At 73.5% G+C, this 25458-nt stretch carries 23 protein-coding genes; 22 read left to right on the plus strand and 1 reads right to left on the minus strand.

From position 1 onward, the window contains the following. The first annotated feature begins 308 nt into the window (after nt 1-308). The 22 genes from ACIA3K_RS04585 to ACIA3K_RS04690 all read left to right on the plus strand — a co-directional run bounded on the left by ACIA3K_RS04585 (nt 309) and on the right by ACIA3K_RS04690 (nt 24785). Entirely contained in the window at nt 309-2282 is a 1974-nt protein-coding gene (locus ACIA3K_RS04585) for a peptidoglycan D,D-transpeptidase FtsI family protein (RefSeq protein WP_396799187.1), read from the plus strand. A gap of 52 nt (nt 2283-2334) precedes the next feature. Further along, a complete protein-coding gene (locus ACIA3K_RS04590; protein WP_396799188.1) occupies nt 2335-3897 on the plus strand; it encodes a UDP-N-acetylmuramoyl-L-alanyl-D-glutamate--2,6-diaminopimelate ligase in 1563 nt (520 codons plus the stop codon). Next, nucleotides 3894-5291 carry a UDP-N-acetylmuramoyl-tripeptide--D-alanyl-D-alanine ligase gene (gene murF / locus ACIA3K_RS04595; protein WP_396799189.1) on the plus strand — a complete coding sequence of 466 codons (1398 nt, stop codon included), beginning with the start codon at nt 3894-3896 and terminating at the stop codon, nt 5289-5291. Before ACIA3K_RS04590 ends, murF begins: the two co-directional genes overlap by 4 nt. Beyond that, nucleotides 5288-6412: a phospho-N-acetylmuramoyl-pentapeptide-transferase gene (gene mraY, locus ACIA3K_RS04600; protein ID WP_396799190.1), complete on the plus strand. Its 1125-nt coding sequence runs from the start codon at nt 5288-5290 to the stop codon at nt 6410-6412. The genes murF and mraY overlap by 4 nt, the downstream gene beginning before the upstream one ends. Before the next feature lie 501 nt (nt 6413-6913). Beyond that, nucleotides 6914-8326: an FtsW/RodA/SpoVE family cell cycle protein gene (locus ACIA3K_RS04605; RefSeq protein WP_396799366.1), complete on the plus strand. Its 1413-nt coding sequence runs from the start codon at nt 6914-6916 to the stop codon at nt 8324-8326. After that, nucleotides 8326-9432, plus strand: coding sequence for an undecaprenyldiphospho-muramoylpentapeptide beta-N-acetylglucosaminyltransferase (murG, locus tag ACIA3K_RS04610; RefSeq protein ID WP_396799191.1), 1107 nt, complete (start codon nt 8326-8328; stop codon nt 9430-9432). The genes ACIA3K_RS04605 and murG overlap by 1 nt, the downstream gene beginning before the upstream one ends. Beyond that, nucleotides 9429-10991 (plus strand): UDP-N-acetylmuramate--L-alanine ligase, encoded by a 1563-nt coding sequence (gene murC / locus ACIA3K_RS04615; protein WP_396799192.1) that lies wholly within the window; start codon nt 9429-9431, stop codon nt 10989-10991. Before murG ends, murC begins: the two co-directional genes overlap by 4 nt. After that, nucleotides 10988-11806, plus strand: a complete 819-nt coding sequence (locus ACIA3K_RS04620) for a cell division protein FtsQ/DivIB (protein ID WP_396799193.1) — start codon at nt 10988-10990, stop codon at nt 11804-11806. Before murC ends, ACIA3K_RS04620 begins: the two co-directional genes overlap by 4 nt. A gap of 248 nt (nt 11807-12054) precedes the next feature. Beyond that, nucleotides 12055-13170 (plus strand): cell division protein FtsZ, encoded by a 1116-nt coding sequence (gene ftsZ, locus ACIA3K_RS04625; RefSeq protein ID WP_355049468.1) that lies wholly within the window; start codon nt 12055-12057, stop codon nt 13168-13170. A gap of 9 nt (nt 13171-13179) precedes the next feature. Then, nucleotides 13180-13923: a YggS family pyridoxal phosphate-dependent enzyme gene (locus ACIA3K_RS04630; RefSeq protein ID WP_396799195.1), complete on the plus strand. Its 744-nt coding sequence runs from the start codon at nt 13180-13182 to the stop codon at nt 13921-13923. Nucleotides 13924-14111: 188 nt separating this feature from the next. Beyond that, nucleotides 14112-14843: a cell division protein SepF gene (locus tag ACIA3K_RS04635; RefSeq protein WP_396799197.1), complete on the plus strand. Its 732-nt coding sequence runs from the start codon at nt 14112-14114 to the stop codon at nt 14841-14843. A gap of 30 nt (nt 14844-14873) precedes the next feature. Next, the gene (locus ACIA3K_RS04640; RefSeq protein WP_355049471.1) at nt 14874-15179 is read left to right on the plus strand and encodes a YggT family protein; all 306 of its coding nucleotides are present in this window, start codon (nt 14874-14876) and stop codon (nt 15177-15179) included. A gap of 44 nt (nt 15180-15223) precedes the next feature. Beyond that, nucleotides 15224-16027, plus strand: coding sequence for a DivIVA domain-containing protein (locus ACIA3K_RS04645; RefSeq protein ID WP_355049472.1), 804 nt, complete (start codon nt 15224-15226; stop codon nt 16025-16027). Between the two features lie 80 nt (nt 16028-16107). Beyond that, on the plus strand, nt 16108-16854 hold the full coding sequence (locus tag ACIA3K_RS04650; RefSeq protein WP_396799198.1) for a hypothetical protein: 747 nt from the start codon (nt 16108-16110) through the stop codon (nt 16852-16854). A gap of 5 nt (nt 16855-16859) precedes the next feature. Further along, nucleotides 16860-17171, plus strand: a complete 312-nt coding sequence (locus ACIA3K_RS04655) for a DUF167 domain-containing protein (protein WP_357126977.1) — start codon at nt 16860-16862, stop codon at nt 17169-17171. 22 nt (nt 17172-17193) lie between these two features. Beyond that, nucleotides 17194-18693 carry a potassium/proton antiporter gene (locus ACIA3K_RS04660; RefSeq protein WP_396799199.1) on the plus strand — a complete coding sequence of 500 codons (1500 nt, stop codon included), beginning with the start codon at nt 17194-17196 and terminating at the stop codon, nt 18691-18693. Nucleotides 18694-18917: 224 nt separating this feature from the next. After that, nucleotides 18918-19337: a TraR/DksA C4-type zinc finger protein gene (locus ACIA3K_RS04665; protein ID WP_355049476.1), complete on the plus strand. Its 420-nt coding sequence runs from the start codon at nt 18918-18920 to the stop codon at nt 19335-19337. Between the two features lie 66 nt (nt 19338-19403). After that, nucleotides 19404-20018, plus strand: a complete 615-nt coding sequence (gene lspA / locus ACIA3K_RS04670; RefSeq protein WP_396799200.1) for a signal peptidase II — start codon at nt 19404-19406, stop codon at nt 20016-20018. Next, the gene (locus ACIA3K_RS04675) at nt 20015-20959 is read left to right on the plus strand and encodes an RluA family pseudouridine synthase (protein WP_355049478.1); all 945 of its coding nucleotides are present in this window, start codon (nt 20015-20017) and stop codon (nt 20957-20959) included. Before lspA ends, ACIA3K_RS04675 begins: the two co-directional genes overlap by 4 nt. A gap of 42 nt (nt 20960-21001) precedes the next feature. Further along, complete coding sequence (locus tag ACIA3K_RS04680; protein ID WP_396799201.1) at nt 21002-22030, plus strand: hypothetical protein; 1029 nt, start codon at nt 21002-21004, stop codon at nt 22028-22030. 74 nt (nt 22031-22104) lie between these two features. Then, a complete protein-coding gene (locus tag ACIA3K_RS04685; RefSeq protein WP_396799202.1) occupies nt 22105-23775 on the plus strand; it encodes an AAA family ATPase in 1671 nt (556 codons plus the stop codon). Between the two features lie 56 nt (nt 23776-23831). After that, nucleotides 23832-24785, plus strand: coding sequence for a DUF2567 domain-containing protein (locus ACIA3K_RS04690; RefSeq protein ID WP_396799203.1), 954 nt, complete (start codon nt 23832-23834; stop codon nt 24783-24785). Here the strand turns inward: ACIA3K_RS04690 and ACIA3K_RS04695 are convergent. Continuing rightward, a complete protein-coding gene (locus tag ACIA3K_RS04695; RefSeq protein WP_396799204.1) occupies nt 24700-25404 on the minus strand; it encodes an LON peptidase substrate-binding domain-containing protein in 705 nt (234 codons plus the stop codon). The genes ACIA3K_RS04690 and ACIA3K_RS04695 overlap by 86 nt on opposite strands. Nucleotides 25405-25458: the final 54 nt, after the last annotated feature.

A 25458-nucleotide genomic window follows, 5' to 3' on the forward strand; every position in this document is an offset into this window, starting at 1 on the left:
CGCCGGCCCCGGGGGCCCGGGGGCCCCCCCCCCGGGGGGGGGGCGGCGCCCGGCTCCCCCCCGGGGCGCCCGCCCCCCCCCGGGACCCCACGGGGTCCCGGCGCGGTTCTCGCCGTGACGCCGCCGACTCCGAGTCGCGCACGGGTGAGTCGGGGATCGGTGGCATCTCCGGCGCTCGGGCGTACACCCCGAGGGGGCGGACGGTCCGCGAGGAGCGCGGCACGCCCGCGCGCGGCGGGAACGCCGAGCAGCGGCGTACCCCTCGGGGCAGCACCCGGTCCGGCGACCCGTTCCGGCCGGCGTTGCAGGTGCTCGACGGCGGCCGGGCCGCCGCCCGCGCCGGCCGGCGGGACGCTCCGGCGGCTGGCCGCAGCGGCGTCGTGCGCACCGTCGCGCCCCGGACCCCGCGCGGCGCCCCCGGCGACGTCCCGCCGCCGCGTCGCCGCACCACGCCGCGCGCGCCCGGTCGCGGCGACCGTCCGACGGCCCGCCGGCCGTCCCGCAAGCCGCCCCGGCCGCCGAAGCTCGCCGACCCGCGGCTGCGGCTGCGCCTGGGCACCGTGCTCACCCTGGCGCTCTTCGTCGCCATCGGGGTGCGGTTGATCTTCCTGCAGGCGGTCGACACCCCCGCCTACGCCGGTGGTGGCGTCGCCGACCGGACGCGCACGGTCGAGCTGCCCGCGCCGCGCGGCGCGATCTACGACTTCCGGGGCGAGCCGCTGGCGCACAGCGTCGAGGCGCGGTACGTGTTCGCCGACCCGACGCTGATCGAAGACCGGTCCAGCCCCGGGTGGGTCGGCGCGGACGCCACCGCCAAGGCGCTCTCTCCGCTGCTCGGCATTCCCGCGTCGAAGCTGACCGAGCTGATGAAGCCCCGCAAGCTGGAGAACGGCAACGCGTCGCGTTTCGAGTACCTGGCCCGGGGGGTGGAGATCCCGACGGCCAAGCAGGTGCTGGCGCTGGACCTGCCCGGCATCGGCGTGCACCGCGACGAGCGCCGGGAGGTGCCCGGCGGCGACCTGGCGGCCAACCTCATCGGCTTCACCAGCCAGGACATGGACGGCCTGGAGGGACTGGAAGCCCGCTACGACGACCTGCTCTCCGGGCAGGATGGCCGGCGGGTGTACGAGGCCGGCCTCGGTGACCTGGCCGCGCCGATCCCCGGCGGGTACAGCAAGACGACTCCGGCCAAGCCGGGCAGCTCGATCGCGCTCACCATCGACCGGGACCTCCAGTTCCGTTGCCAGCAGATCCTCAGCGCGGGGATGGCGGGGCAGAAGGGCGCGACCGCCGCAGCCGTGATCATCGACGTCGCCACCGGCGAGGTGCGGGCGCAGGCCAGTGACCCCACCTACAACGCCGCCAAGCCGAACCCGAGCGACCCGGTCGCCCGGGAGGACGCCGCGACCAGCTTCGTGGTCGAGCCGGGCTCGGTGCACAAGGCCATCACCTACGCCGCCGCGCTCCAGGAGGGGGTGATCACCCCGGACACCACGCTGCCGATCGCGAACAGCATCAAGATGGGTGACACCTGGTTCTCGGACACCCACCCCGCCAACGGCAAGAAGATGAGCATTCCGGGGATGCTCGCCTTCTCGTCGAACGTCGGCGCCATCACCGTCGCCGACAAGCTCGGCAAGGACCGGCTGATCGACTACCAGAAGCGGTTCGGGCTGGGGCAGCCCACCCGCGAGGGCCTGCCCGGCGAGGCCAGCGGCCGGCTGCTGCCGGCCGACGAGTGGAGCGACTCGTCGTACGGCTCGGTGCCGATCGGGCACAGCGTCGACGCCACGCCGTTGCAGATGGCCGCCGCGTACGCCGCGATCGCCAACGACGGCACGTACGTGCAGCCGCACCTGGTCAAGGAGACGATCGGCCCGGACGGCAAGCGGACCCCCGCGCCCGCGCCGGTCACCCGCTCCGTGCTCAGTCCGCAGAACGCGGCGGCGCTGCGCACCATGCTGGAGGCGGTCACCACCGTCGAGGGCGCCACCGGCACCACGGCCGCGGTCTCCGGCTACCGGGTCGCCGGCAAGACCGGCACCGGGTGGCGTCGGGTCGACGGCAAGAGGCAGCCGGGCGAGGTGTCCTCGTTCATCGGCATGGCCCCCGCCGAGAAGCCCCGGTACGTGATCGCGGTGTTCGTGTACGCCCCCGGTGGTGGTGGCGCGGCGATCGCCAACCCGGCGTTCCGGGAGATGATGCAGTTCACGCTGCGTCACTACCGGGTGCCGCCGTCCCCGAGTGGTTCCGCACCGAAGTTCGTGGTCTATCCGCGCTGAGCGGCGTGGGCGCGACATCATCGGTGAGTGCCGACGAACCACCGGGGCGGCTGTGCGGCCGGAACCGGACGACCGGGTAGGGTCTGACGCCGTGCCCGGCAATCCACGTCCACGTACCGTGACCGGCGTCCGGCTCGGTGATCTCGCCGCCCGGCTCGCCGTCGACCTTCCGGCGGACGCCGCCGACGTGGTCGTCACGGGTGCCACCCACGCGAGCCAGGAGGTCCGCCCCGGCGACCTGTACGCGGCCCTGCCCGGTGCCCGCCGCCACGGCGCGGAGTTCGCCGTCGGCGCGGCCGAGGCCGGCGCGGTGGCCCTGCTGACCGACCCGGCCGGCGCGGAGCTGGCGGCGGCGAGCGGCCTGCCCGCCCTGGTGGTCCCCGACCCGCGCGCGGTACTCGGCGAACTCGCGTCGGCCGTGTACGGCGACCCGACCGCCGACCTGACCGTCATCGGCATCACCGGCACGGCCGGAAAGACGTCCACGGCCTATCTGGTGGAGTCGGGGCTGCGCGCCGCCGGACACACCACCGGACTGATCGGCACCGTGGAGACCCGCCTCGGCGATCTCGTGATCGACAGCGTGCGGACCACCCCGGAGGCGACCGACCTGCACGCGATGCTGGCCACCGCCCGCGAGCGTGGGGTCACCGCCGTCGTCATGGAGGTCTCCAGCCACGCGCTGGCCATGGGCCGGGTCGGTGGGGTGCGCTTCACCGTGGGTGGCTACACGAACTTCGGCTCCGACCACCTGGACTTCCACGCCGACAGCGCCGACTACTTCGCCGCCAAGGCGCAGCTCTTCGACGGCCGGTGCGCGGTCGAGGTGCTCAACCGCGACGATCCGGCCCTCGCGCCGCTCTACAAGCCGGCGACGGTCAGCTACTCGGCGGCCGGCGACCCCACCGCGACGTGGTGGGCCGACGGCGTCGACGGCGAGGGGTACGCGCAGCGGTTCACCGCCCACGGCCCGGACGGCGTGGTCGTGTCCGCCGGGGTGGCGCTGCCCGGCCGGCACAACGTGGCCAACGCGTTGCTGGCCATCGCCGCGCTGGTGGGCGCCGGGGTGGACCCGCGCACCGCCGCCGACGGGGTGGCCGCCTGCGGTGGCGTGCCCGGTCGCCTGCAACTCGTCGACGTCGCCGGGCCGGTGCGTGGGGTCGTCGACTACGCGCACAAGGCGGACGCGATCGTGGCGGCGCTGGCCGCGCTGCGGGAGCTGAGTGTCGGACGCCTGATCTGCGTGATCGGCGCCGGTGGGGACCGTGACCGGGGCAAGCGGCCGGTGATGGGCGCCGCGGCCGCCGAGGGGGCCGACGTGGTGCTGGTGACCGACGACAACCCGCGCACCGAGGACCCGGCCGAGATCCGCGCCGAGGTGCTCGCCGGGGCGTACCGGGCCGACACCGCCGCCCGGATCATCGAGGTGGCCGGTCGACGGGACGCGATCGACGAGGCGGTCCGACTGGCCGAGCCGGGCGACGTCATCGCTCTGCTCGGCAAGGGCCACGAGCGGGGCCAGGAGGTGGCGGGCGAGGTGTTCCCGTTCGACGACAGCACCGAGCTGGCCGACGCGCTGCGGGCCCGCTTCGCGGACCGGGCGGGTCAGCGGTGATCGCCCTGACCCTGGCCGAGGTGGCCACGGCCGTCGACGGGCGGCTCGTCGCCGCCGACCCGGCCGCCACCGTCACCGGCTCGGTCGAGTTCGACTCGCGCAAGGTCGGGCCCGGTTCGCTCTTCGTGGCGTTCCCGGGGGAGAAGGTCGACGGGCACGACTATGCGACGACGGCCATCGAGGCCGGCGCGGTGGCCGTGCTCGGCACCCGTGCGGTGCCCGGGGTGCCGATGGTGCTGGTCGACGACGCCCTGACCGCGATGGGTCGGCTGGCCCGCGCGGCGGTGGACCGGCTGCCCGAGCTGACCGTGGTCGGGGTGACCGGCTCGTCCGGCAAGACCACCACGAAGGACCTGATCGGTCAGCTCACCGCCCGGCTCGGCGCCACGGTCGCGCCGCCCGGCTCGTTCAACAACGAGCTGGGTCACCCGTACACGGCTCTGCTGGCCGGGCCGGACACCCGCTACCTGGTCATGGAGAAGGGTGCGCGGGGCATCGGGCACGTGCGCTACCTGTGTGAGCTGGTGCCGCCGCGGATCTCGGTGGTGCTCAACGTCGGCACGTCGCACATCGGTGAGTTCGGCTCACAGGAGGCGATCGCCCAGGCCAAGGGTGAGCTGGTCGAGGCGCTGCCGGCCGACGGTCTGGCCGTGCTGAACGCCGACGACCCCCGCGTGGACGCCATGGCGAGCCGTACGCGGGCCCGGGTTGTCCGCTACGGCGAGGCGCCGGACGCCGACCTGCGCGCCGAGGACGTCACGCTCGATGAGCGGGGGCACCCGTCGTACACCCTGGTCACGCCGGAGGGGCGCGCGGCCGTGCGGCTCGCGCTGACCGGCCGGCACCAGGTCGGCAACACGCTCGCCGCCGCCGCGGTCGCCCGGGAGCTGGGCATGCCGCTGGCCGAGCTGGCCACGGCGCTCGGCGAGCTGGGGCTGAAGTCCACCCGACGGATGGACGTCTTCGACCGGCCCGACGGGGTGACGGTCATCGACGACTCGTACAACGCCAACCCGGCCTCGATGGCGGTCGCGCTCCGGGCGCTTGGCAGCCTCGGACGTGAGAGGCGTACCGTCGCGGTGCTCGGTTACATGGCCGAGTTGGGCCCGTTCGAGCGCGACGGCCACGCCGAGGTCGGCCGGCTCGCGGCCGAGCTGGGTGTCGACCGGCTGCTCGTGGTGGGCGAGCCGGCCGCGCCGATCCACGAAGGCGCGACAACGGTAGCGAACTGGGGAGGAGAGTCGGTGCTGCTCACCGATCAGGCGGCGGCCGTCGAGGTGCTGCGGGGCGAGCTACGGCCGGGCGACGTCGTCCTGGTCAAGGGCTCCCGGTACCGGACCTGGGAGGTGGCCGACGCCCTGCGCGCCGACGCCGCCGAGGAGGCCAGTCGATGAGGGCCATCATCGTCGCCATCGGGGTGGCATTCGTCGTCTCGCTGTTCTGCACCCCGATCGCGATCAAGGTGTTCACCCGGCTCAAGGCCGGCCAGCCGATCCGGTCCGACGGCCCGGCCATGCACCAGGGCAAGAAGGGCACGCCGACGATGGGCGGCGTGGTCTTCATCCTGGCCACGGTGATCGCGTACGTGGCCGGCCACCTGGCCCTGACCACGCTGCCGGACGCGCAGATCGCGCAGGTGGAGCCGACCATCACGGCGCTGGTGTTGCTGGGGCTGATGGTGTTCTCCGGCGCGGTGGGCTTCCTCGACGACTTCCTCAAGGTGCGCAAGCGCAACAGCGCCGGCCTCAACAAGCGCGGCAAGCTGCTCGGTCAGATCCTGGTCGGCGCGGTCTTCGGCGTGATCGCGCTGTGGTTCCCGAGCACGATGACCGACGCGACGGGCAGGGCCACCAACACCCAGACCGTGGGCAGCACCACGCTGAGCTTCATCCGGGACATCGACTTCCTGGAGGTCAGCAAGGTCGGCGCGGTGATCATCTTCATCTTCGTGGTGATGGCCGCGACGAACGGCGTCAACCTCACGGACGGCCTGGACGGTCTGGCGACCGGCGCCTCGGTGATGGTGCTCGCCGCGTACGCGCTGATCGCGTTCTGGCAGTACCGCCACTGGTGTGCCGACCCGAGCTACACCCAGCCGTACTGCTACGAGGTCCGGGACCCGTTGGAGATCGCGCTGATAGCCGGGGCCGCCGCCGGGGCGTGTGTGGGCTTCCTGTGGTGGAACACGTCCCCGGCGCGGATCTTCATGGGTGACACCGGGGCGCTGGGGCTGGGCGGCCTGATCGCCGGTATGGCGATGTCCACCCGGACGATCCTGCTGCTGCCGATCATCGGCGGGCTCTTCGTGATCATCACGATGTCCGTGGTGATCCAGATCATCTCCTTCCGGACCACCGGTAAACGTGTGTTCCGGATGTCACCGCTGCAGCACCACTTCGAGTTGGCCGGCTGGAGCGAGGTCAACATCGTGGTCCGGTTCTGGATCATCGCCGGTATCGGCGTGGCCATCGCCCTGGGCCTGTTCTACAGCGAGTTCCTCGCCAACATGACCTGACGCCCCCGCCCCAGCCCCAGCCCAAGCTCCGCCCCGACCTCGCCCTGGCCCGCCCAGGCGCAGGCCGGGGCGGGCGCGTTGCTGGGCAGGGGTTGGGACAGGGGCTGGGTGGCCGAGTGGTCGGAACGTCCTTTGCTCTGCTTCAACGGAGGCGACACTCCGGCGACCGAACTGTTGCCTGGGTTGAAGCAGAGCAAAGGACGCGGTGGAGATGGCCGCCCCCCCGGGGCCCCCGGCTCCCGCACTGCCCGACACGCCCGGTGCGGCGTTGTGGGCCTGTCGGGCGCGCCGAGCGGTGATGATGTCCGAGTGGGGGAGGAACGAGAAACCGAGGACAGGACAGTCGGCCGGCCGCGCCGCCCGTCGAACGTGGGAGCGGGACGCGGCACGGAGGTAGGCAAGCAGCCGGACGAGACCCGCGGCGCGGAGCCGGGTGCGGTACGGCGGGACGTGGCAGCGGAGACGCCGGCGCCGCTGCGCGGGCTGGACGCGGCCGGTGGACTGGCCGCGCTGCGGGGCCTGCTGGACCGGCCGCTGGCCTCCTACTACCTACTACTGTCCAGCGCCGGACTGCTGCTGCTCATCGGGTTGACCATGGTCTTCTCGGCGACCAGCGTGAAGGACTACGCCGAGGACGGCAACGCGTCGGCCTCGTTGACCAAGCAGGCCATCTTCGCGGTGATCGGCATCGGGGCGTTCTGGGCGTGCCAGCGGCTGCCCGCCAGCACCTACCGCTCCCTCGGCCGGCCGCTGCTGTTCACCGCGGTGGCACTGCTGCTGGTGCTCAATGTGCTGGTCGCGTACGGCCGGCTCGCCAACCTGAAGTCGGTCACGTTCGGGCCGATCGAGGCGCGGCTGAACTGGCTGTTCGTCGGCGGGATCCAGCTCCAGCCATCCGAGTTGGCCAAGTTCGCGCTGGTCCTCTGGGGCGCGCACGTGATCGCCCGCAAAGGGGCCGCCCTGGGCTGGTTGCGGGAGCTGGCCACCCCGCTCTTCCCGGTGATGGGCCTGCTCTTCGTGCTGGTCGGCTACAACGACACCGGCACGATGCTCTGCCTGCTGGCCCTGGTGGTCGGCCTGCTCTGGGCCGCCGGCGTGCGGATGCGGATCTTCGGCGCGCTGACCGTGGCCGGTCTGCTCGGCGTCGGCCTGCTCATCGCGGTCGCCTCGCTGGGCGCCGGTTCCGGCGAGCGCGGCGCGGACAACTACCGGCTGGCGCGGCTGACGTCGTTCATCAACCCGCCCGACCCGCAGGAGTGCAAGCTCGACGGCTGCCTCCAGCTCTACCAGGGCCGGCTGGCCATCGAGCACGGTGGCTGGTTCGGAGTCGGGCTGGGCAAGGGCAGCGTCAAGTGGGACTGGCTGCCCGAGGCCCACAACGACTTCATCTTCGCGATCATCGCCGAGGAGTTGGGCGTGATCGGCTGTGCCGTGCTGCTCGCCCTGTTCGCCGTGCTCGCGTACACCGGTCTGCGGATCGCCCGGCGGGTCGACGACCCGTTCCGGAGGCTCGCCGCCGCCGCCGTCACGACCTGGCTGGTGAGCCAGGCGGTGATCAACATTGGCGGCGTGGTCGGGCTGCTGCCGATCACCGGTCTGCCGCTGCCGTTCATCTCCGACGGCGGAAGTGCCCTGGTCGTGACGTTGGCGGCGATCGGGATGCTGGCGTCCTTCGCCCGCGCCGAACCCGATGCGGCCAGAGCACTGCATGCCCGTCCGCCGGCCCGGTGGGTCCGACTACTCTGGGCCCCGTTGCCGCCGCTTCCCGGCCGGCGTCGCCGGCCGGCGACGCCACCGGCGGCCCGAGGGCCAGTGCCCCGGGCGCGGGAGCGGCGGAAGGACGATCAGGCCGCACCGCGCGGTGTCCGGCAGGGCCGGAGCCGCCAGGGTACGGCGAGCGAGAGGAGACGCTGATGGGTCCGCTGCGTTCGGTGGTGCTCGCGGGAGGTGGCACCGGGGGGCACATCTACCCGCTGCTCGCCTTCGCCGACTGCCTGCGCCGACACGACCCGGGCGTCCGGATCACCTGTCTCGGCACACCCAAGGGCATGGAGAACGAGCTGATCCCGCCGCAGGGCTACGACCTGCGGCAGATCCCGGCGTACCAGCTGCCCCGGTCGGTCAACATGAACCTGGTCCGTACCCCGGGCCGGATGTGGACCGCCGCCCGCGCGGCGGGCAAGGTGATCGACGAGGTGCGCGCCGACGCCGTGGTCGGCTTCGGCGGGTACGTCTCGGTGCCGGCCTACCTGGCCGCGTGGCGGCGCGAGCTGCCGATGGTGATCCACGAGGTGAACGTGCCGCCGGGCGTCGCCAACCGCCTCGGCATGAAGTTCACCAAGAACGTGGCGGTCGGTTTCCCGCACCAGCCGAGTCAGGCCGAGTCGCTGCGGGACGCCACCGTGGTCGGTGTGCCGCTGCGCCGCAGCATCGCCTCGCTGGACCGGTACGCGATGCGCAACGCCGCCCGCGCCCGGTTCGGCCTCCGCCCGGATCTGCCGGTGCTCTTCGTGGCCGGCGGTTCGTCCGGCGCCCGCTCGGTCAACCTGGCGGTCTCCGGCGCGGCCAAGGAGCTGGCCCGCAACGGCGTGCAGGTGCTGCACGTGATGGGCGCCCGCAACGAGCCGGTGCCGATCCCCACCGACCTGCCGGTACCGTACGTGACGCTGCCGTACCTGTCCGAGATGGAGCTGGGCTACGCCGCCGCCGACCTGATGCTGGCCCGGGGCGGGGCGATGACGGTCGCCGAGGTGGCCGCGATCGGCCTGCCCACGATCTTCGTGCCGTACCCGCACAGCAACCAGGAGCAGAGGCGCAACGCCCTGCCCGTGGTCGAGGCCGGCGGCGGTCTGCTCGTCGACGACGCGGAGCTGACCCCGGACTGGCTGGAGCGGGCGGTCATCCCGCTGATCCGTGACCCGCAGCGGCTGTACGCGATGGGCGCGGCGGCGTCCGCGTACGGGCGGCGCGACGGTGACGAGGCGCTGCGCTCGTTCGTCCTCGAGGCGGTGGCCCGATGACCGCGCAGTTCACCCCGGCCGGCACGCTGACCGCCGAGGACCTGGGCGCCGTGCACCTGATCGGCGTGGGCGGGGTGGGCATGCTCGGTGTGGCCCGGCTGCTGCTCACCCGGGGCATCCAGGTCTCCGGTAGCGACCTGCGCGAGTGGCCGTCGCTCGCGGGCCTGCGGGCGCTCGGCGGCACCATCTACCTCAGCCACGAGGCGTCCAACCTGGACGGGGTGGACACGGTCGTCTACTCCTCGGCCATTCCGAAGGACCACCTGGAACTGGTCGAGGCCCGTCGCCGTGGCCTGCGGGTGCTGCACCGCTCGGAGGCCCTCGCGGCGGCGATGACCGGCCGCCGGGCGATCGCGGTCGCCGGTACGCACGGCAAGACGAGCACCACGTCGATGGTGACGATGGTGCTCCAGCAGGCCGGTGTGGACCCGTCCTTCGTGATCGGTGGGGAGATCTCCGAGGTCGGCTCGGGCGCCCACCACGGCACCGGCGAGCACTTCGTGGTCGAGGCCGACGAGAGCGACCGCTCGTTCCTCATCTACCGCCCGTACGTCTCGATCGTCACCAACGTCGAGCCGGACCACCTGAACACCTACGGCGACCTCGCGACGCTGGAGGCGGCGTTCGCGGAGTTCGCGCGGCTCACCGACCCGAGCGGGTTCATCATCACCTGCGCCGACGACCCGGGCGGTCGGCGGCTGGCCGAGACCCTGCGCGCCGAGGGGCGGCGGGTGTTCACCTACGGCGCGGCCGAGGACGCCGACCTGCGGATGACCGACATCGCCTCGTCCGCGCGCGGTGTGCGCTACCTGGCCGCGATCGACGGACGGTCGCTGGGCGAGTTCCGGCTGCCGGTGCCGGGGCGGCACATGGGGCTCAACAGCGCCGCGGCGGTGCTGACGGCGTACCTGCTCGAACTGCCCCTGGAGGCGGCGGAGGCCGCGCTCGCGGTCTTCCCCGGCGTGCGGCGGCGCTTCGAGCGCAAGGGCGTCGCGGACGGTGTGCTGGTCTACGACGAGTACGCCTACCACCCGACCTCCATCATGCTGGCGTTGCAGACGCTGCGCGAGGTGGCCGGGGACGGACGGTTGATCGTCGTCTTCCAGCCGTACCGGCTGTACCGCACCCGCGACAACCAGGCGGAGATCGCCGAGGCGCTGGCCATCGCCGACGAGGTGGTGCTGCTGGAGGTCTTCGGGCCGGGCGAGCTGCGCCAACCCGGCGAGGGCTCCGCGGCGCTGATCGCGGCGGTGGACCTGCCGGCCGACCGTAAGGTGTTCGTCGACTCGTGGGAGGCCGTGCCGGGCGAGGTGGCCCGGCGGGCCCGTACGGGCGACGTCGTGGTCACCATGGGCGCTCCACCGATCTCGCTGATGGGTGACGAGCTGCTGGCGGCGTTGGGGGCGCGTACCGCCGGCTCCTCGGCGACCGCGGCCGTCGATCCGCTGGCGACGACCCCGGCGATCGGCCAGCCGGTGCCGGGCGGATCCACGGCGGGTGGCGACGGGGCGGCCCTCGGCGCCGCCGCACCGGACGGCTCGACGCCCGCGGCCGGATGAGCCCCGGCCCCGCCCGCGGGCGGACCAGCCCTCCCGACGGCGGCTCTGCGCGGCGCGGTCCGGTGCGGCGTTGGCAGCTGGTCCGGGCCAGCAGCGACGCGGTGCCGGCGTCGACCCGCCGGTTCATGGCCCGCGCCCGACAGCGCCGGATGCGGGCGGCGATGCCGTGGGCGGTGGCCGCCGGCGTGCTGGCGCTGCTCGGGCTGATCGCCTGGACGGTGCTCGGCACCGGACTGTTCGGTGTCCGGTCGGTCACCGTCAAGGGCGCCGAGCTGGTCACGGACGTGCAGGTACGCGACGCGGTGGGGGTTGCCGACGGGGTGCCGCTGGCGCGGGTGGACCTCGCGGCCGCCGCGCGTCGGGTCGGTGGGTTGGCGCCGGTGGAGCGGGCCACGGTGTCGCGGGACTGGCCGGGCACGCTGGTGGTGAAGGTGACCGAGCGGACGCCGGTGGCGGTGGTGCCGCAGGCGGACGCGTTCGCTGTGATCGACCGCAGCGGTGTGGCGTTCCAGACGGTGGTCCGCCGCCCGGCTGGGCTGCCGCTGGTGCGGGTGGTCCGACCCGCCGCCGCCGACCCGGACACCCGGGCCGCGCTGGAGGTGCTCGGCGCGCTCACCCCGCAGCTGCGTGCCGAGCTGGTGGACGTGAGCGTGGAGGGTCTGGCCCGGATCAGCCTGAAGTTGCGGGGGAACCGCACGGTGGTCTGGGGAGACGCCACGCGGAGCGCGGACAAGGCCCGGGTGGCCACCGCGCTGCTCGGGGAGGACAGCGAGCGGATCGACGTGAGCGCGCCGGACGTGGTGACCTTCCGCTGACCGACTGAGCGGGCCGTTGGACGTGACGAGTCGCGCTCCGGCCGGCGACACGCCGACCGGGTCCTTGGCTCATGGCGCGGCGGCGCTTACGTTGCCCCGAAGAGGATCAGTGGTTGACATAACTGTAAGCCTCTAGTAGAGGGTGAGGGTTCACCTCTGATCCTCGCTGGTGGCGCTGTCGTCGGCCGCTGGGCTGGCCACGCCGTACCCGGTCGGCCGAAGCCAATCTCGAAGGGAAAGGACCGGAGATGACACCTCCGCACAACTACCTGGCGGTCATCAAGGTCGTCGGCATCGGGGGTGGCGGCGTCAACGCCGTCAACCGGATGATCGAGGTTGGGCTCAAGGGCGTCGAGTTCATCGCGATCAACACCGATGCCCAGGCGCTGCTGATGAGTGACGCCGACGTCAAGCTCGACGTCGGCCGCGAGCTGACCCGCGGGCTGGGCGCGGGCGCCAACCCGGACGTCGGCAAGAACGCCGCCGAGGACCACCGCGACGAGATCGAGGAGGTGCTCAAGGGCGCCGACATGGTCTTCGTGACCTGCGGCGAGGGCGGCGGCACCGGCACCGGCGGCGCGCCCGTGGTGGCCAACATCGCCCGCAAGCTCGGCGCGCTGACCATCGGCGTGGTGACCCGGCCGTTCTCGTTCGAGGGCAAGCGCCGGCAGGTGCAGGCCGAGTCCGGAATAGACGAACTGCGTAACCAGTGCGACACCCTGATCGTCATCCCGAACGACCGGCTGCTGGCGCTCGGCGACCGCAACATCAGCATGATGGACGCGTTCCGCACCGCCGACCAGGTGCTGCTCTCCGGTGTGCAGGGCATCACCGACCTGATCACGACCCCGGGTCTGATCAACCTGGACTTCGCCGACGTCAAGAGCGTCATGAGCGGCGCGGGCAGCGCGTTGATGGGTATCGGCAGCGCCCGCGGGGAGAACCGCGCGGTCGAGGCGGCCGAGGCGGCCATCTCGAGCCCGCTGCTGGAGCAGAGCATGGACGGCGCGCGCGGCGTGCTGCTCTCCATCGCCGGCGGCTCCGACCTGGGCCTCTTCGAGATCAACGACGCGGCGCAGCTGGTCACCGACGCGGCCCACCCGGACGCCAACATCATCTTCGGCGCGGTCATCGACGACGCGCTCGGTGACGAGGTACGGGTGACGGTCATCGCGGCGGGCTTCGACGGCGGCACGCCGGCCTACAAGGCGGCCGAGCCGACCCGCAAGACCAACACCAACCAGCCGGCGCCGCAGACCACCCCGGTGCCGCCGCCGGCCACCCTGCCGGCCCCGACGCAGTCGCCCCGCCGGGTGCTCTTCGACGACGTGGACGTGCCCGACTTTCTCAAGAACGGTTCCTGAGCGCCGCCGATGACCGACAGCTCAGCCACGCTACGACCGGACCGCCGCGCCGAACTCGCGGCCGGTCTGGCGACGGTACGGGCCCGGATCGCCGATGCCTGCGCCCAGGCGGCCCGGGACCCCGCCGACATCACCATGATCGCCGTGACCAAGACGTACCCGGCCGGGGACGTGGTGGCGTTGGCCGGGCTCGGGGTGACCGACATGGGGGAGAACCGCGACCAGGAGGCCGCCGGCAAGGCAGCCGAGGTGGCCGCCGCCGGGGTACGTCCACGCTGGCACTTCATCGGGCAGTTGCAGCGCAACAAGGCCCGTTCGGTGGTCCGTTACGCCGACGTCGTGCACTCGGTGAACAGCGTACGGCTGGCGCGGGCTCTGGACGGCGCGGCGGCGCAGCGGGAACGGCCGCTGGACGCCCTGGTGCAGGTGAGCATCGACGGCGACCCGGCGCGGGGCGGCGCTCTGCCCGGGTCGGCCGACCCGGAGTCCGGCCTGGACAGGGTCGCCGCGGCGGTCGCCGAGTCGTCGGCGCTGCGCCTGGCCGGCCTCATGGCGGTCGCGCCGTTGGGCTGGCCGCCGGACCGCGCGTTCGCCCGGTTGGCCGAGATCGCCGAGGCGTTCCGATCGGTCCATCCGGGAGCGACAGCGTTGTCGGCCGGGATGAGCGGCGACCTGGAAATCGCGATCCGTTACGGCGCGACACATGTCCGCGTCGGTAGCGCGTTGCTCGGAATGCGTCCCACGCTGCGGTAGCCTGACCGCGAGACAGGCAAATTACATCAGTGTTGTTTCAGGGACGGCCGATCCTGTGGGGGTCGTGACACGCGACGCGAATCGCATGTCACGGGATTGCCGTCCTGGTCCGATGGGCATGGTTGTCCACTCGCGACGGGCGACATGGCACGGGGGCGAGTGCCGCACGGCGGACGGAAGGGCGCGGGATGGGTGCACTGCGCAAGGCGGGGGTCTGGCTCGGTCTCGTCGAGGAAGACGACGAGCGGGCCTACGACGACGGTGACTACGACAAGGGTGGTTACCGTGACTCGCGCTACCGGCAGAGCCGGTACGCCGAGGAGTTCGCCGACGAGGACGACGACGACACCGAGGAGCCGCCGGCTCCTCGGGCGCGCGTGGGTGAGCGGGGCCGGCTCTCCGAGCGGTCGGCCGGGCGGCTCGCCGACTCCGACCGCGGCGACTCCGACCGGGCTGAGCGGGCCGAGCGGGCTGAGCGCTCCGAGCGGGCCGAGCGGGCCGAGCGCTCCAGCGTACGGTCGATCACGCGGTCCTCGGCGAGCGAGACGTCGGGCGCGCTGACCTACCACACCCGCGACAATCTGGCCCTCGCGCCGCAGGCCGTGACGCGGGAGCGCGTGGTCGTGCCCGAGGAGGAGCAGCGCTACCAGATCACCACCCTGCACCCGACCACCTACCGGGAGGCGCGCACCATCGGTGAGCACTTCCGCGACGGCGTACCGGTGATCATCAACCTCACCGAGATGGACGAGGCCGACGCCCGCCGTCTGGTTGACTTCGCGGCCGGCCTGGCGTTCGGGCTGCGCGGTACGATCGAGCGCGTGACCAATCGGGTGTTCCTGCTCTCACCGGCCAATGTCCAGGTCACCGCTGAGGACAAGGCCAAGATCGCTGAGGGCGGTTTTTTCAGCCTGAGTTGACCCCGCCCGACCCGAGGGACGTCGCTGACCGTGTTGTCGATCTTGCTGCAAGTGTTGTACCTGGTCCTTTATGTCTTCCTGCTTCTTCTTCTGTCCCGGTTCGTGTTGAGCGCCGTCCTGCAGTACGGCCGCCGGTGGCAGCCGGGGCGTGGAGCGGCGGCAGGACTGGAATCCGTGTGGAGCGTCACTGATCCCCCTCTCAACGCGTTGAGGCGTGTGATCCCTCCGCTGCGAATTGGTACCGTGAGCATCGACCTGGCCTCCCTTGTGCTCCTGGTTATCCTGTTCGTGCTGATGGAGTTCGTGTTAGGGCCGTCGATCAGGGCATCTGCCTGATGACCGACGCGCTTTCGCGGCCGCAACTGACCCGAGGAGTTTCGATGCCGCTGACCCCGGCCGACGTACACAACGTCGCCTTCAAAAAGCCGCCGATCGGCAAGCGGGGGTATGACGAGGAGGAGGTCGACGCCTTCCTGGACGAGGTCGAGCGCGAGCTCGCCCGTCTCATCGAGGAGAACAACGAGCTGCGCGCCCAGGTGGAGCGCGGCGGCCGTGGCGGTGCCCCCGCCGGCCCCGGCGGCGACGCCCGACTGGCGGCGGAGCTCAACGACGTCAAGGCCCAGCTCGACCGGGTCCAGCGCGACAAGTCCGCCGCCGAGCAGGCCGCCCGCGCCATGCAGGCCGAGCTGGAGCAGGTCCGCGCGACCGGCGGCCCGGCCGGCGTCACCGGTGACGGTGAGCAGCAGGCGCTGCGGGTGCTGATGATGGCCCAGCGCACCGCCGACGACCACGTGTCCGACGCGCGCCGCGAGGCCGACTCGCTGCTGTCCGAGGCGCGGAGCAAGGCCGAGGAGGTGACCCGCGAGGCTCGCGCGAAGGCCGACGCCCTGGAGCGGGACGCCCGCCAGCGGCACCAGGAGGCCATGGGCGGCCTGGACGCCAAGCGCACGGCCCTGCAGAAGCACATCGAGGAGCTCAAGCAGTTCGAGCGCGAGTACCGCACCCGGCTCAAGGCGTACCTGGAGAGCCAGCTGCGGGACCTCGACGGTCGCGGCCAGGGCCTCGAAGCCGAGATGACCCGCTCCGAGGCAGGCCGGGTCGCCGGCGGCAACGGGCTGGCCGCGGCGGGCCTCGCCGGTTCGTACGGCGGCGGGCGCTCCGGCGCCCTCGAAGCCGGACGCTGAGCACCGGCCGGCGATCGTTCTCCGCAGATGGTGACGGTCGCCGGCCCCGCCTGGACGGTACGACGCGGCAGGGGTGAGCCGTGATAGTCGCGAGTCTCCTGCTCATTCTCGTCGCCGTGGTGCTGCTGGTGTTCGGCCTGGCCGGTGGCTCCAGCACTCTGTTGACCATCTCCATCGCGGCCAGCCTGCTGGCCGCCGTGGCGTTGGTGGTGGGCGCCCGCCAGGCAGCCGCCAACCGCGCCTCGGCGGACCCCGGCCGGGTCGGCCCGCGAGACCGCGGGGCATTCCGCACGGCCAGCCGGGCCGAGCCGGGTGCCGCGTACGGGCCACCGCTGGCCGAGCCGGATGTGCCGGTCCAGCACGTACCTTCGACGGTCGGCGACGGCGGCACCGGGTGGCGGCAACCACCCGAGCCGCCGTCCGACCCCGAGCCGGCGTACGACGTGGCCTCGCCGTACGAGCCCGCCCCGGCGGCCGACGGCGGTGCACGCACCTCGCCCGTCAGTCCGGCGTCACCGTTCGTGGCCCGTGTCGACGAGGCGTACCGGGCCGACACCGGGGCTGCCGACCCGCTGGCCGACGACCCGTTGGCCGATGAGCCCGCGGAGCAACCGGTCACCCCCGCCGAGGCGGCCCGGATCTCCCGGCTGCCCGACTCCGTCGAGGTGGTGGACGGACGGCCCCGCTACCACCTGGCCGCGTGCCCGCACCTGATCGGCCGGACCCCCGAGACGCTCCCCGTCGCCGAGGCCGTCGAGCTCGGCTTCACGCCGTGCGCGGCGTGCGCGCCGGCCACCGCCCTGCTCATCGACGCCCGGCCGTTCTGAAAGCGGTGCCGGTGCCCCCGCAGGACGCGCTCACCGTGGCGGTACGCGTGAAGCCGGGCGCCTCCCGCGACGCCGTCGGCGGTCGCTTCGACGGCCCGCACGGCCCCTCCCTGGTGATCGCCGTCCACGCCCCGGCGGTGGACGGTCGGGCGACCGAGGCGGCCCGCCGCGCCCTCGCCGCCGCGCTGGGCGTCCGGCCGGCGGCGGTGTCGCTGCGGACCGGCGCGACCAGCCGGGACAAGCTCTTCCTCGTCGACCGGCCCACCCCCGAGCTGCCCGACGTGCTGCGCCGACTGCGCGACGGAGCCGCGGGGTGAGGACCGCCCGGGCCCGGCGACCGTGACGCCCGGGCTGGACATCGCGCTGTTGCTGGGCGCGGCCGTGCTGCTGGTGGCGGTTGGCGCGGTCCGGCTCTCGACCCGCCTCGGGGTGCCCAGCCTGTTGGTCTACCTGGCGCTCGGCGTGGCCATCGGCGAGGCCGGGCTCGGTATCCGCTTCGACGACGTCGACCTGACCCGGACCCTCGGCTTCTGCGCGCTGATCGTGATCATCGCCGAGGGCGGCCTCACCGCGCGGTGGAGCACGCTGCGTCCGGTGCTCGCGTTGGCGTCGGCGCTCTCCACGGTCGGCGTGGTCGTGAGCATCGTGGTGGTCGGCGTCGCCGTACACCTGCTGTTGGGTCTGGACTGGCGGTTGGCGCTGCTCTACGGCGCGGTGCTCTCCTCCACCGACGCGGCGGCGGTGTTCGCCACCCTGCGGCGGCTGCGGTTGCCACCGCGGCTGGTGGCCACCCTGGAGGCCGAGTCGGGCATGAACGATGCCCCGGTGGTGCTGCTGGTGGTGCTGCTGTCGCACCGGGGCCTGTCGCATCCGTGGTGGTACGAGGTCGCGTTGCTCTGTTACGAGCTGGGCGTCGGCGCGGCGGTGGGCGTGGGTGTGGGCCTCGGCGGCACCTGGGCGCTGCGCCGGGCGGCGCTGCCCTCGGCCGGCCTGTACCCGATCGCGGCGGTGGGGATCACCGTCCTGGCGTACGCCGCCGGCGCCGTGCTGCACGCCTCGGGCTTCCTCGCCGTCTACGTGGCGGGGGTGCTGCTGGGCAACGCCCGCCTGCCGCACCGACAGGCGATCCTCGGCTTCGCCGACGGGCTGGCCTGGCTCGCGCAGATCGGCCTGTTCGTGCTGCTCGGCCTGCTGGCCGCGCCCGGCCGGTTGGACGCCGCGGTGCTGCCGGCGGTGGTCGCCGGTCTGGCGCTGGTGCTGCTGGCCCGGCCGCTGTCGGTGGCGGTCTCGGCGTTGCCGTTCCGGGTGGGCCTGCGGGAGCAGGCGTTCCTGTCCTGGGCCGGGCTGCGCGGGGCGGTGCCGATCGTGCTGGCCACCATCCCGCTCTCGCAACACGTGCCGGGCGCGGAACGCCTCTTCGACGCGGTCTTCGTGCTGGTGGTGATCTTCACGCTGGTGCAGACGAGCACGCTCGGTCCGTTCGCCCGTCGGCTGGGGACCACCGCGCCGGCGGAGGCCGCCGAGATCCACGTGGAGACGGCGCCGCTCGAGCGGATGCGCGCCGACCTGTTGCAACTGGAGGTGCCGCCGGGCTCCCGGCTGGCCGGCGTGCACGTCGACGAGCTGCGGCTGCCGCTGGGCGCCTCGGTGACCCTGGTGCTGCGCGACGGGGTGGGTTTCGTGCCCGGCCCGGACACCCGGCTGAAGACCGGCGACAGCCTGTTGATCGTTGCCACCGGTGGGGTACGCGACGCCGCCGAACGGCGGCTGCGGGCCGTCAGCCGACGGGGTCGGCTGGCCCGATGGTTTGGCGAGTACGGAGATGAAGCGGTCGGTTGATCTGCTAGCGTTCCCTTTGCCCCAGTTAGGCAGGGCTCGGGGCGGTTGAGCGGTGCGACGGTGCGCCACGTTGTCGGACGCCTGTACGTTCCGTATTCTTGCCAACCTCGGGAGTGCGCGGCCATTGTCGCCGTGCGCCCCTTTTCGTACTCAGGGGACGCCTTCGTCGGCGCCCCCTGACCAGGTGCCGCGACCGCGCGGCTCCCCGGCCGAGGGAGCGACCCATGGCGAAGCCAGCCGACACCAGGACCGCCGGCCGCAAGCCGGTGGCCAAGGCCACCCGCAGCGCGGCGGAGACCGAGAAGATCCGGGCGGCGCTGGCGGCGCGGCGGGACGAGCTTCGCGCCGAGTACGATCAGACGCTGAGCGAGATCACCGAGCTGCAGCGCGAGCGGTTGACGGACTCGGCCGGGGACGACCAGGCCGACACCGGCACCAAGACCTTCGAGCGGGAGCAGGAGATCTCTCTCGCCAACAGCATTCTGGAACGGATCACGCAGGTCGAGCGCGCCCTGGAGCGCCTCGACGAGGGTGGTTACGGCTGGTGCGAGCGGTGCGGCAACCCGATCCCGGTGGAGCGCCTCGCCGCCTTCCCGTCGGCCACCCTGTGTGTGACGTGCAAGCAGTTGGAGGAGCGGCGCTGAAGGCCCGGTCCCCGTCTGCGACGAGACGGTGAGCGATCACCGCCGAGACACCTCGATGGGGAGCGCATGACCGCAGCACCGCCCGCCGAACCCGGCCGCACCGACCCGGGCGGCGGCAAAGCCCGCCCCCGGGCTGTCGCGATCCTCGCCGGAGTGGCCCTGGTGGCCCTGCTGGCCGACCTGGTGACCAAGCACCTCGCACTGGCGGGCCTCACCGACCGCGAGCCGGTCCGGATCCTGGGCGGGCTGGTCTACCTGAGCCTGACCCGCAACAGCGGCGCCGCGTGGAGCATCGGGGCGAACTACACCTGGGTGTTCCCGCTGATCACCATCGGTGTGGTCGGCTGGATCGTCTGGATGGCGCTGCGGCTGCGCTCGCTGCCGTGGGCGATCTCCCTCGGCCTGGTGCTCGGCGGCGCGCTGGGCAACCTCATGGACCGGATCTTCCGGGCGCCCGCGCCCTTCCACGGGCACGTGGTCGACATGATCAGCGTCTTCGGGCCGTACGGCGAGTACTTCCCGGTGTTCAACCTGGCGGACAGCTCGCTCGTCTGTGGCGTGGTGCTGGCCGTACTGCTGGAGCTGACCGGTCGGCAGCGCGACGGCCGGCGGGCCGGTGGTGACGGCGCCAGCGGCGACGCGAACGCCACCGCCGACGCCGAACAGCGGGAGCGGGCATGACCTCCGCCTTCGCCGCCGGCGGCGACCACCGTTCCCTGCCCGTACCCGACGGTCTCGACGGCATGCGCCTGGACCAGGCGGTGTCCCGGCTGTTCGGTCTCTCCCGGACGGCCGCGGCCGCCCTCGTCGACGCGGGCGACGCCCTCGTGGACGGCGCCGCCCGCCCCAACTCCCACAAGGTCAAGGCCGGCTCCTGGCTGGACGTCACGCTGCCCGCGCCGGTCGCGCCGCCGACCGTGGTGCCGCAGGCGGTACCGGGCCTGCGCGTCGTCTACGCCGACGACGACATCGTCGTGGTGGACAAGCCCGTCGGGGTGGCCGCGCATCCCAGCCCGGGATGGACCGGCCCGACGGTGATCGGCGCGCTCGCCGCGATCGGCCACCGCATCTCCACCAGCGGCGCCGCCGAGCGTCAGGGCGTGGTGCACCGCCTCGACGTGGGCACCACCGGCATCATGGTGGTGGCCAAGAGCGAGCAGGCGTACACCGCGTTGAAGCGGGCCTTCAAGTACCGCGAGGTCGACAAGGGCTACCACGCCGTGGTGCAGGGCCACCTGGACCCGCTGCGCGGCACCGTCGACGCGCCGATCGACCGGCACCCGACCCACGACTACCGCTGGGCCGTGGTGTCCGGCGGCAAGCCGAGCATCACCCACTACGACACCCTCGAGGCGTTCCCGGCCGCCAGCCTGGTCGACGTCCGGTTGGAGACCGGCCGGACCCACCAGATCCGGGTGCACTTCTCCACCCTGCGACACCCCTGCGTCGGTGACCTCACGTACGGCGCCGACCCCACCCTCTCGGCCCGTCTCGGCCTGGCCCGTCAGTGGCTGCACGCCCGCGAACTGAGCTTCTTGCATCCCCGTTCGGGGGACGAGGTCCGGTTCGTCAGCGACTACCCTGACGATCTGGAACGTGCGCTTGAGATCCTGCGTGACTGAGCGGCGACCACCCGACATCGATCCGACGAGGGGATTTCGCCCGTGCGCGCCGGCGACCTGCTGCGGCAGCTGGACCAACGGCTGCTGCCGCCGTTGACCCGGGCGGTGGTCCGTCTCGGTGATCGTCCGACGCGGTCCGGCGTGCTCTCCTGGGTCGCCGTGCTCTCGGCGGCGGCGGTGCTGGGCACCGCGGTCTGGGCCGTCGACGACGCACCGGTCAGCGACCCGACGGTGGGCGAGGTGACCCGCGTCGGGGTGGCCGACGGCGACTCCGTGCCGGGCTACCTCAGCTCCGCCGCGGCCGACCTGGCCGCGTTGGGCCCGACCGCTCCGGCCGCCGTGGACGGCACGTACGCGCTGGTGACGCTCGACGCGTACGTGCCACCGCAGCGACTGGCGACGGTGCTCGGCGACGTCCCGGTCTCGACGGTCTTCGGGCGGGTGCCACTGCCGGGTCGGCAGACCGAGATCGTCCGGATGCCCGCCCTGCGGGTGCCCGACGACGTGGTCGCGCAGATGGAACGCGTGGCCGCCCGCAAGGACGGCGAGGCCGCCGACTACCGGGCACGGGCCGCTGCGGTGAGCGGCGACGGCGTCGCCGAGCGCGAGCTGCGCGAGCGGTACGTCGTCGGTGCCGACGTGGCGAGCGCCGAGGCGCGGGCGTACCGGGCCGGGTGCGCCTGCGTGTACGCGGCGGTGGTGCGCGCCGCGCCGGAGGCGCTGCGCCGGGTGGCCGCCCACCCGGACGTGCGGGCCGTCGATCCGGCACCCGAGGTGCACCGGCTCGACCGTACGGTCTTCACGCCGCCACTGCCGGAGCAGAGCGACGTGGTCCGGCCGCCGGTCGACACCGGGCCGAGTCCGACGCCGACGCCGCGCCCGAGCGACGGGTCGACGTCGAGCACGCCGAGGCCGCCGGTGCCGATGGGCGAATCGTCGGAACCCGCACCGCTCGTAACGATTGCGTCACCCGAGCCGACCCCGGCGCAGTCCACCGAGCCGGCCCCGCCGGCACTCACCACCTCCCCGGACGCGACGGATACCGGGTTGCTGGCAACCTCCCCGCCGTGATCTACGCCGGGCGGCGTGCGTCCGCAGGAGTGGTCCGAATAGGGTTTGGTTCGTAGCCTGTCAGGCAGAGATCGATGGCGCTGGGAGGGCGGGCCGTGGAGGGCAGTGAGACCGGCTGGGGCCGGCCGGCCGAACCAGCGCCGAGGTGGCGGGCGTTGCTCGACCGTGCCCGGCTGGGCGGTCGGGCGGCGGAGCAGCCCGAGCCCGAGCGCCGTGCCGACGAGGCGGCCCCGGACCCACTGCCGCGACGCGCGGCCCCCAACGGCTACGCGGGGCGCGCGTCGGCCATCGGGCATCCGGCCGATCTGTCGTACGGCCAGGAGCCCGGTTACCGGGCCGAGGGGACGTACCGGGTCGACCCCGCCTACCGTGCCGAACCGGGATACGGCTCGGAGCCGGACTACCGTGCCGAACCGGCGTACCGCTCGGAGCCGGACTACCGTGCCGAGCCGGCGTACCGGTCCGAGCCGGACTACCGTGCCGAGCCCGCGTACCGCGCGGAACCCGGGTACCGGTCCGAGCCGGACTACCGCGCCGAGCCGACGTACCGCTCCGAGCCGACGTACCGCGCCGAGCCCGGCTACCGGGCCGAGCCGACGTACCGGGCCGAGCCGGGTTACCCGGCCGAGCCCGAGCCGCCGCGCCGCGCCGAGCCGGAGTCGCGCTACGCCATCCTGGACAACGGCTACCGGCCGGGCAATCCCGTCGGCGAATCCCGGTACGCGCTGCTGGAGACCGGTTACCAGCCGGAGACCGGCTACCCGGCGCCCCCGCCGCCGGTGACACCCGCCCCTGCCATCGCGCCACCGCCGGTCGTTCCACCACCCGCCCCGCCGGTCGCGCCGCCACCGGTCGCGGTGGTCACCCCGCCCGGCTCGGCCCTCGCCGAGCGCGGCTACCCGGCCCGCGTCGAGTGGCGCCCGCAGGGCGTCGACCAGGAGACCGAGCGCGCCACCGGGGTGCTCCGCCGAGAACTGGGCACACCCCGGGTGTTCGCGTTCGCCAACCCCAAGGGCGGGGTGCACAAGACCACCGCCACCGTGCTCGCCGCCGCCACCGTCGGCAGCGTGCGGGGGCGGGGCGTACTGGCCTGGGACGACAACGAACTGCGGGGCACCCTCGGGTTGCGAGCCGGCAGCGCCCGGCACGCCCGCACCATCCGACACCTGGTCAGCGACCTCGCCCAGATCGAGATCCTGGAGGGCGCGACGCTGCTGGAGCGGCTGGACGACTACCTGCGGCACGCCTCCGACGGCTCGTACGACGTGCTGGCCGGCGAGGAGAGCCCCCGTTTCGCCCAGCGGCTCGACCAGTTCACCGTCAAGCGGGTGCTCGAGCTGCTACGGCGTACGCACGACGTGATCTGCGTGGACACCGGCAACAACGTGGAGAGCCCCAACTGGCGCACCGTGATGCACGCCGCCGACCAACTGGTGGTCACCACCGTGCCCCGCGAGGACGCGGCGTTCAGCGCCGACTGGATGCTCGACCTGTTGCACGAGGAGGGGATGGGCGAGCTGGCCGACAACGCGATCACCCTCATCTCCTGCCCTACTGCCGGCCGCTCGGCACTACAGGACGACCTGGAACGGCACTTCGCCACGCGTACCCGCGCGGTGGCCGTGGTGCCGTACGACCCGGCGTTGGAGACCGGCTCGTCGATCGAGTACCACCAGCTCCAGCCGGAGACCCGCCAGGCGTGGCTGCGCGCCGCCGCGGCCATGGCGGAGCCGTTCGCCCGGTGAGTTGGTTCGCCGCCACCGGCGCCCCGGTCCGTGGCGGGGCCTGAGAGGATCATCGGGTGAGCCCGGACAACCCCGACCCTGAGCGGCACGCGGACATCTCCGACGACCGCCCCGCGCCACCCCGACCGGCGGCCGTGCCGCCGCCGAGCGAGTCCGCCCCGCCCACCGGGTCGGCGGTGCCGCCGCCGTCCGCGACGAACGAGTCGACCGCGTCCGGCTCGGCCGCGCCGGCCGCGCCGAGTGCGTCGAGCGCGCCCGGGTGGACGGGTGCGCCCAGCGAGTCCGCCGGGCCGCCGTTCGGGTCGGTTCCCGACGGGAGTGCCGCCGTGACGGCGTACCCGAGCGGGGCGGAGCTGACCCCCGACGAGCCGCGCCGGCCGTTGCGGACGGTGGCGACGGTGCTCGGCGCGGCGCTCGCCCTGGCCGTGCTGGGCGCACCGCTCGGGCTGCTCTGGGCGGCGTTCGCGCCGGACACCCCGGTGCTCAAGACCGCCGAGGGGGCGATCTACGCCGAGCCCCAGCCGGAGCAGCCGATCGCCGCCGACGGCTGGTTCAGCCTGCTCGGGCTGGCGTTCGGCGTGCTCGCCGCGCTGGCCCTGTGGTTCCTGCTGCGTCGGCGACGCGGCCCCGTCGGACTGCTCGGCGCGGTGCTGGGCGCGCTCGCCGCGGCCCCGGTGGCCTGGCAGGTGGGGCGTCGGGTCGGGCTGGCGACGTTCGACCGGCTGTTGCAGAGCGCCCCGGCGGGGCAGGCCTTCACCAAACCCGCCGACCTGCGGGCCGGCGGGATCGACTGGCTCGGGCACGTGCTGCCGGTGCCGCACGGCAACCTGCTGCTGCCGGCCTTCGGTGCCGCCGTCACGTACACCCTGCTGGCCGGCTGGTCGCGGTGGCCGTCGCTGCGCCCGGAGCCCGACCCGGCGTCGTTCAGTTGGGTGTCGGCGGGGACGCCAGCTCCGACAACGGCACCGGAACCGCCCGCACCTGGCGCAGCAGAGCCGCCTCGCGGTTGAGCAGCCGCAGCTCGGCGCGCAGCCGGGCGGCGGTGTCGTCGATGGCGAGCAGCCGCTGCCGGTCGTCGACGGTCAGGGCGGCGGTGGCCGCCACCAGGTGCGACAACACCGTCGGATCCTCCGGAAGCTGCTCGGAGATCTCCTCCGGGTCGGGCCGGATCAGGCTCAGGTACTGCCGGAACACCGCGATCACGCGGGCGGCCAGCAGGTCGGCGACCTCGTCCGGCCCGCTGGCCTCGGGCAGCCACTCCACGGCGGCCGTCAGGTACGGCGCGGTGGCGTCGTCGACGTCGGCGATCCGGAATCGACGTCGGCCGACCGTGACGATGTCGAAGCCGCCGTCGGCCAGCTCGGTGACCTGGCGCAACTCGGCGGTGCAGCCCACCTCGTGCAGGGTGACGTCGCCGACCCCGTTGCCGGCGCGAGCGCCGGGCCCGGTGGGGGCCACCTCCCAGCCGGCCTGGATGGCGACCACGCCGAACTCGCGCGGCGCGCCCTCGGGCAGGTCGACGAGATGCCGGACCAGGGCCCGGTAGCGCTCCTCGAAGATGTGCAGTGGCAGCACCAACCCGGGAAAGAGCACCGTTGCGAGCGGGAACACCGGCAGCCGTGCGGTCACGCCGTCGAGCCTAACCAATCCCGTCCGCGACGGCGTGGCCCGGCTCACCGTCCC

The organism is Micromonospora sp. NPDC051543 (assembly GCF_044454415.1).
Lineage (GTDB): Bacteria > Actinomycetota > Actinomycetes > Mycobacteriales > Micromonosporaceae > Micromonospora.

What these genes read in the sequence shown, in the direction of transcription:
- ACIA3K_RS04630 (WP_396799195.1), top strand. Translation starts at nt 13,180, where the DNA reads ATGACCGACAGCTCAGCCACGCTACGACCGGACCGCCGCGCCGAACTC.
- ftsZ (WP_355049468.1), top strand. Translation starts at nt 12,055, where the DNA reads ATGACACCTCCGCACAACTACCTGGCGGTCATCAAGGTCGTCGGCATC.
- mraY (WP_396799190.1), top strand. Translation starts at nt 5,288, where the DNA reads ATGAGGGCCATCATCGTCGCCATCGGGGTGGCATTCGTCGTCTCGCTG.
- ACIA3K_RS04645 (WP_355049472.1), top strand. Translation starts at nt 15,224, where the DNA reads ATGCCGCTGACCCCGGCCGACGTACACAACGTCGCCTTCAAAAAGCCG.
- lspA (WP_396799200.1), top strand. Translation starts at nt 19,404, where the DNA reads ATGACCGCAGCACCGCCCGCCGAACCCGGCCGCACCGACCCGGGCGGC.
- ACIA3K_RS04675 (WP_355049478.1), top strand. Translation starts at nt 20,015, where the DNA reads ATGACCTCCGCCTTCGCCGCCGGCGGCGACCACCGTTCCCTGCCCGTA.
- murG (WP_396799191.1), top strand. Translation starts at nt 8,326, where the DNA reads ATGGGTCCGCTGCGTTCGGTGGTGCTCGCGGGAGGTGGCACCGGGGGG.
- ACIA3K_RS04635 (WP_396799197.1), top strand. Translation starts at nt 14,112, where the DNA reads ATGGGTGCACTGCGCAAGGCGGGGGTCTGGCTCGGTCTCGTCGAGGAA.
- murC (WP_396799192.1), top strand. Translation starts at nt 9,429, where the DNA reads ATGACCGCGCAGTTCACCCCGGCCGGCACGCTGACCGCCGAGGACCTG.
- ACIA3K_RS04685 (WP_396799202.1), top strand. Translation starts at nt 22,105, where the DNA reads ATGGCGCTGGGAGGGCGGGCCGTGGAGGGCAGTGAGACCGGCTGGGGC.
- ACIA3K_RS04665 (WP_355049476.1), top strand. Translation starts at nt 18,918, where the DNA reads ATGGCGAAGCCAGCCGACACCAGGACCGCCGGCCGCAAGCCGGTGGCC.
- ACIA3K_RS04620 (WP_396799193.1), top strand. Translation starts at nt 10,988, where the DNA reads ATGAGCCCCGGCCCCGCCCGCGGGCGGACCAGCCCTCCCGACGGCGGC.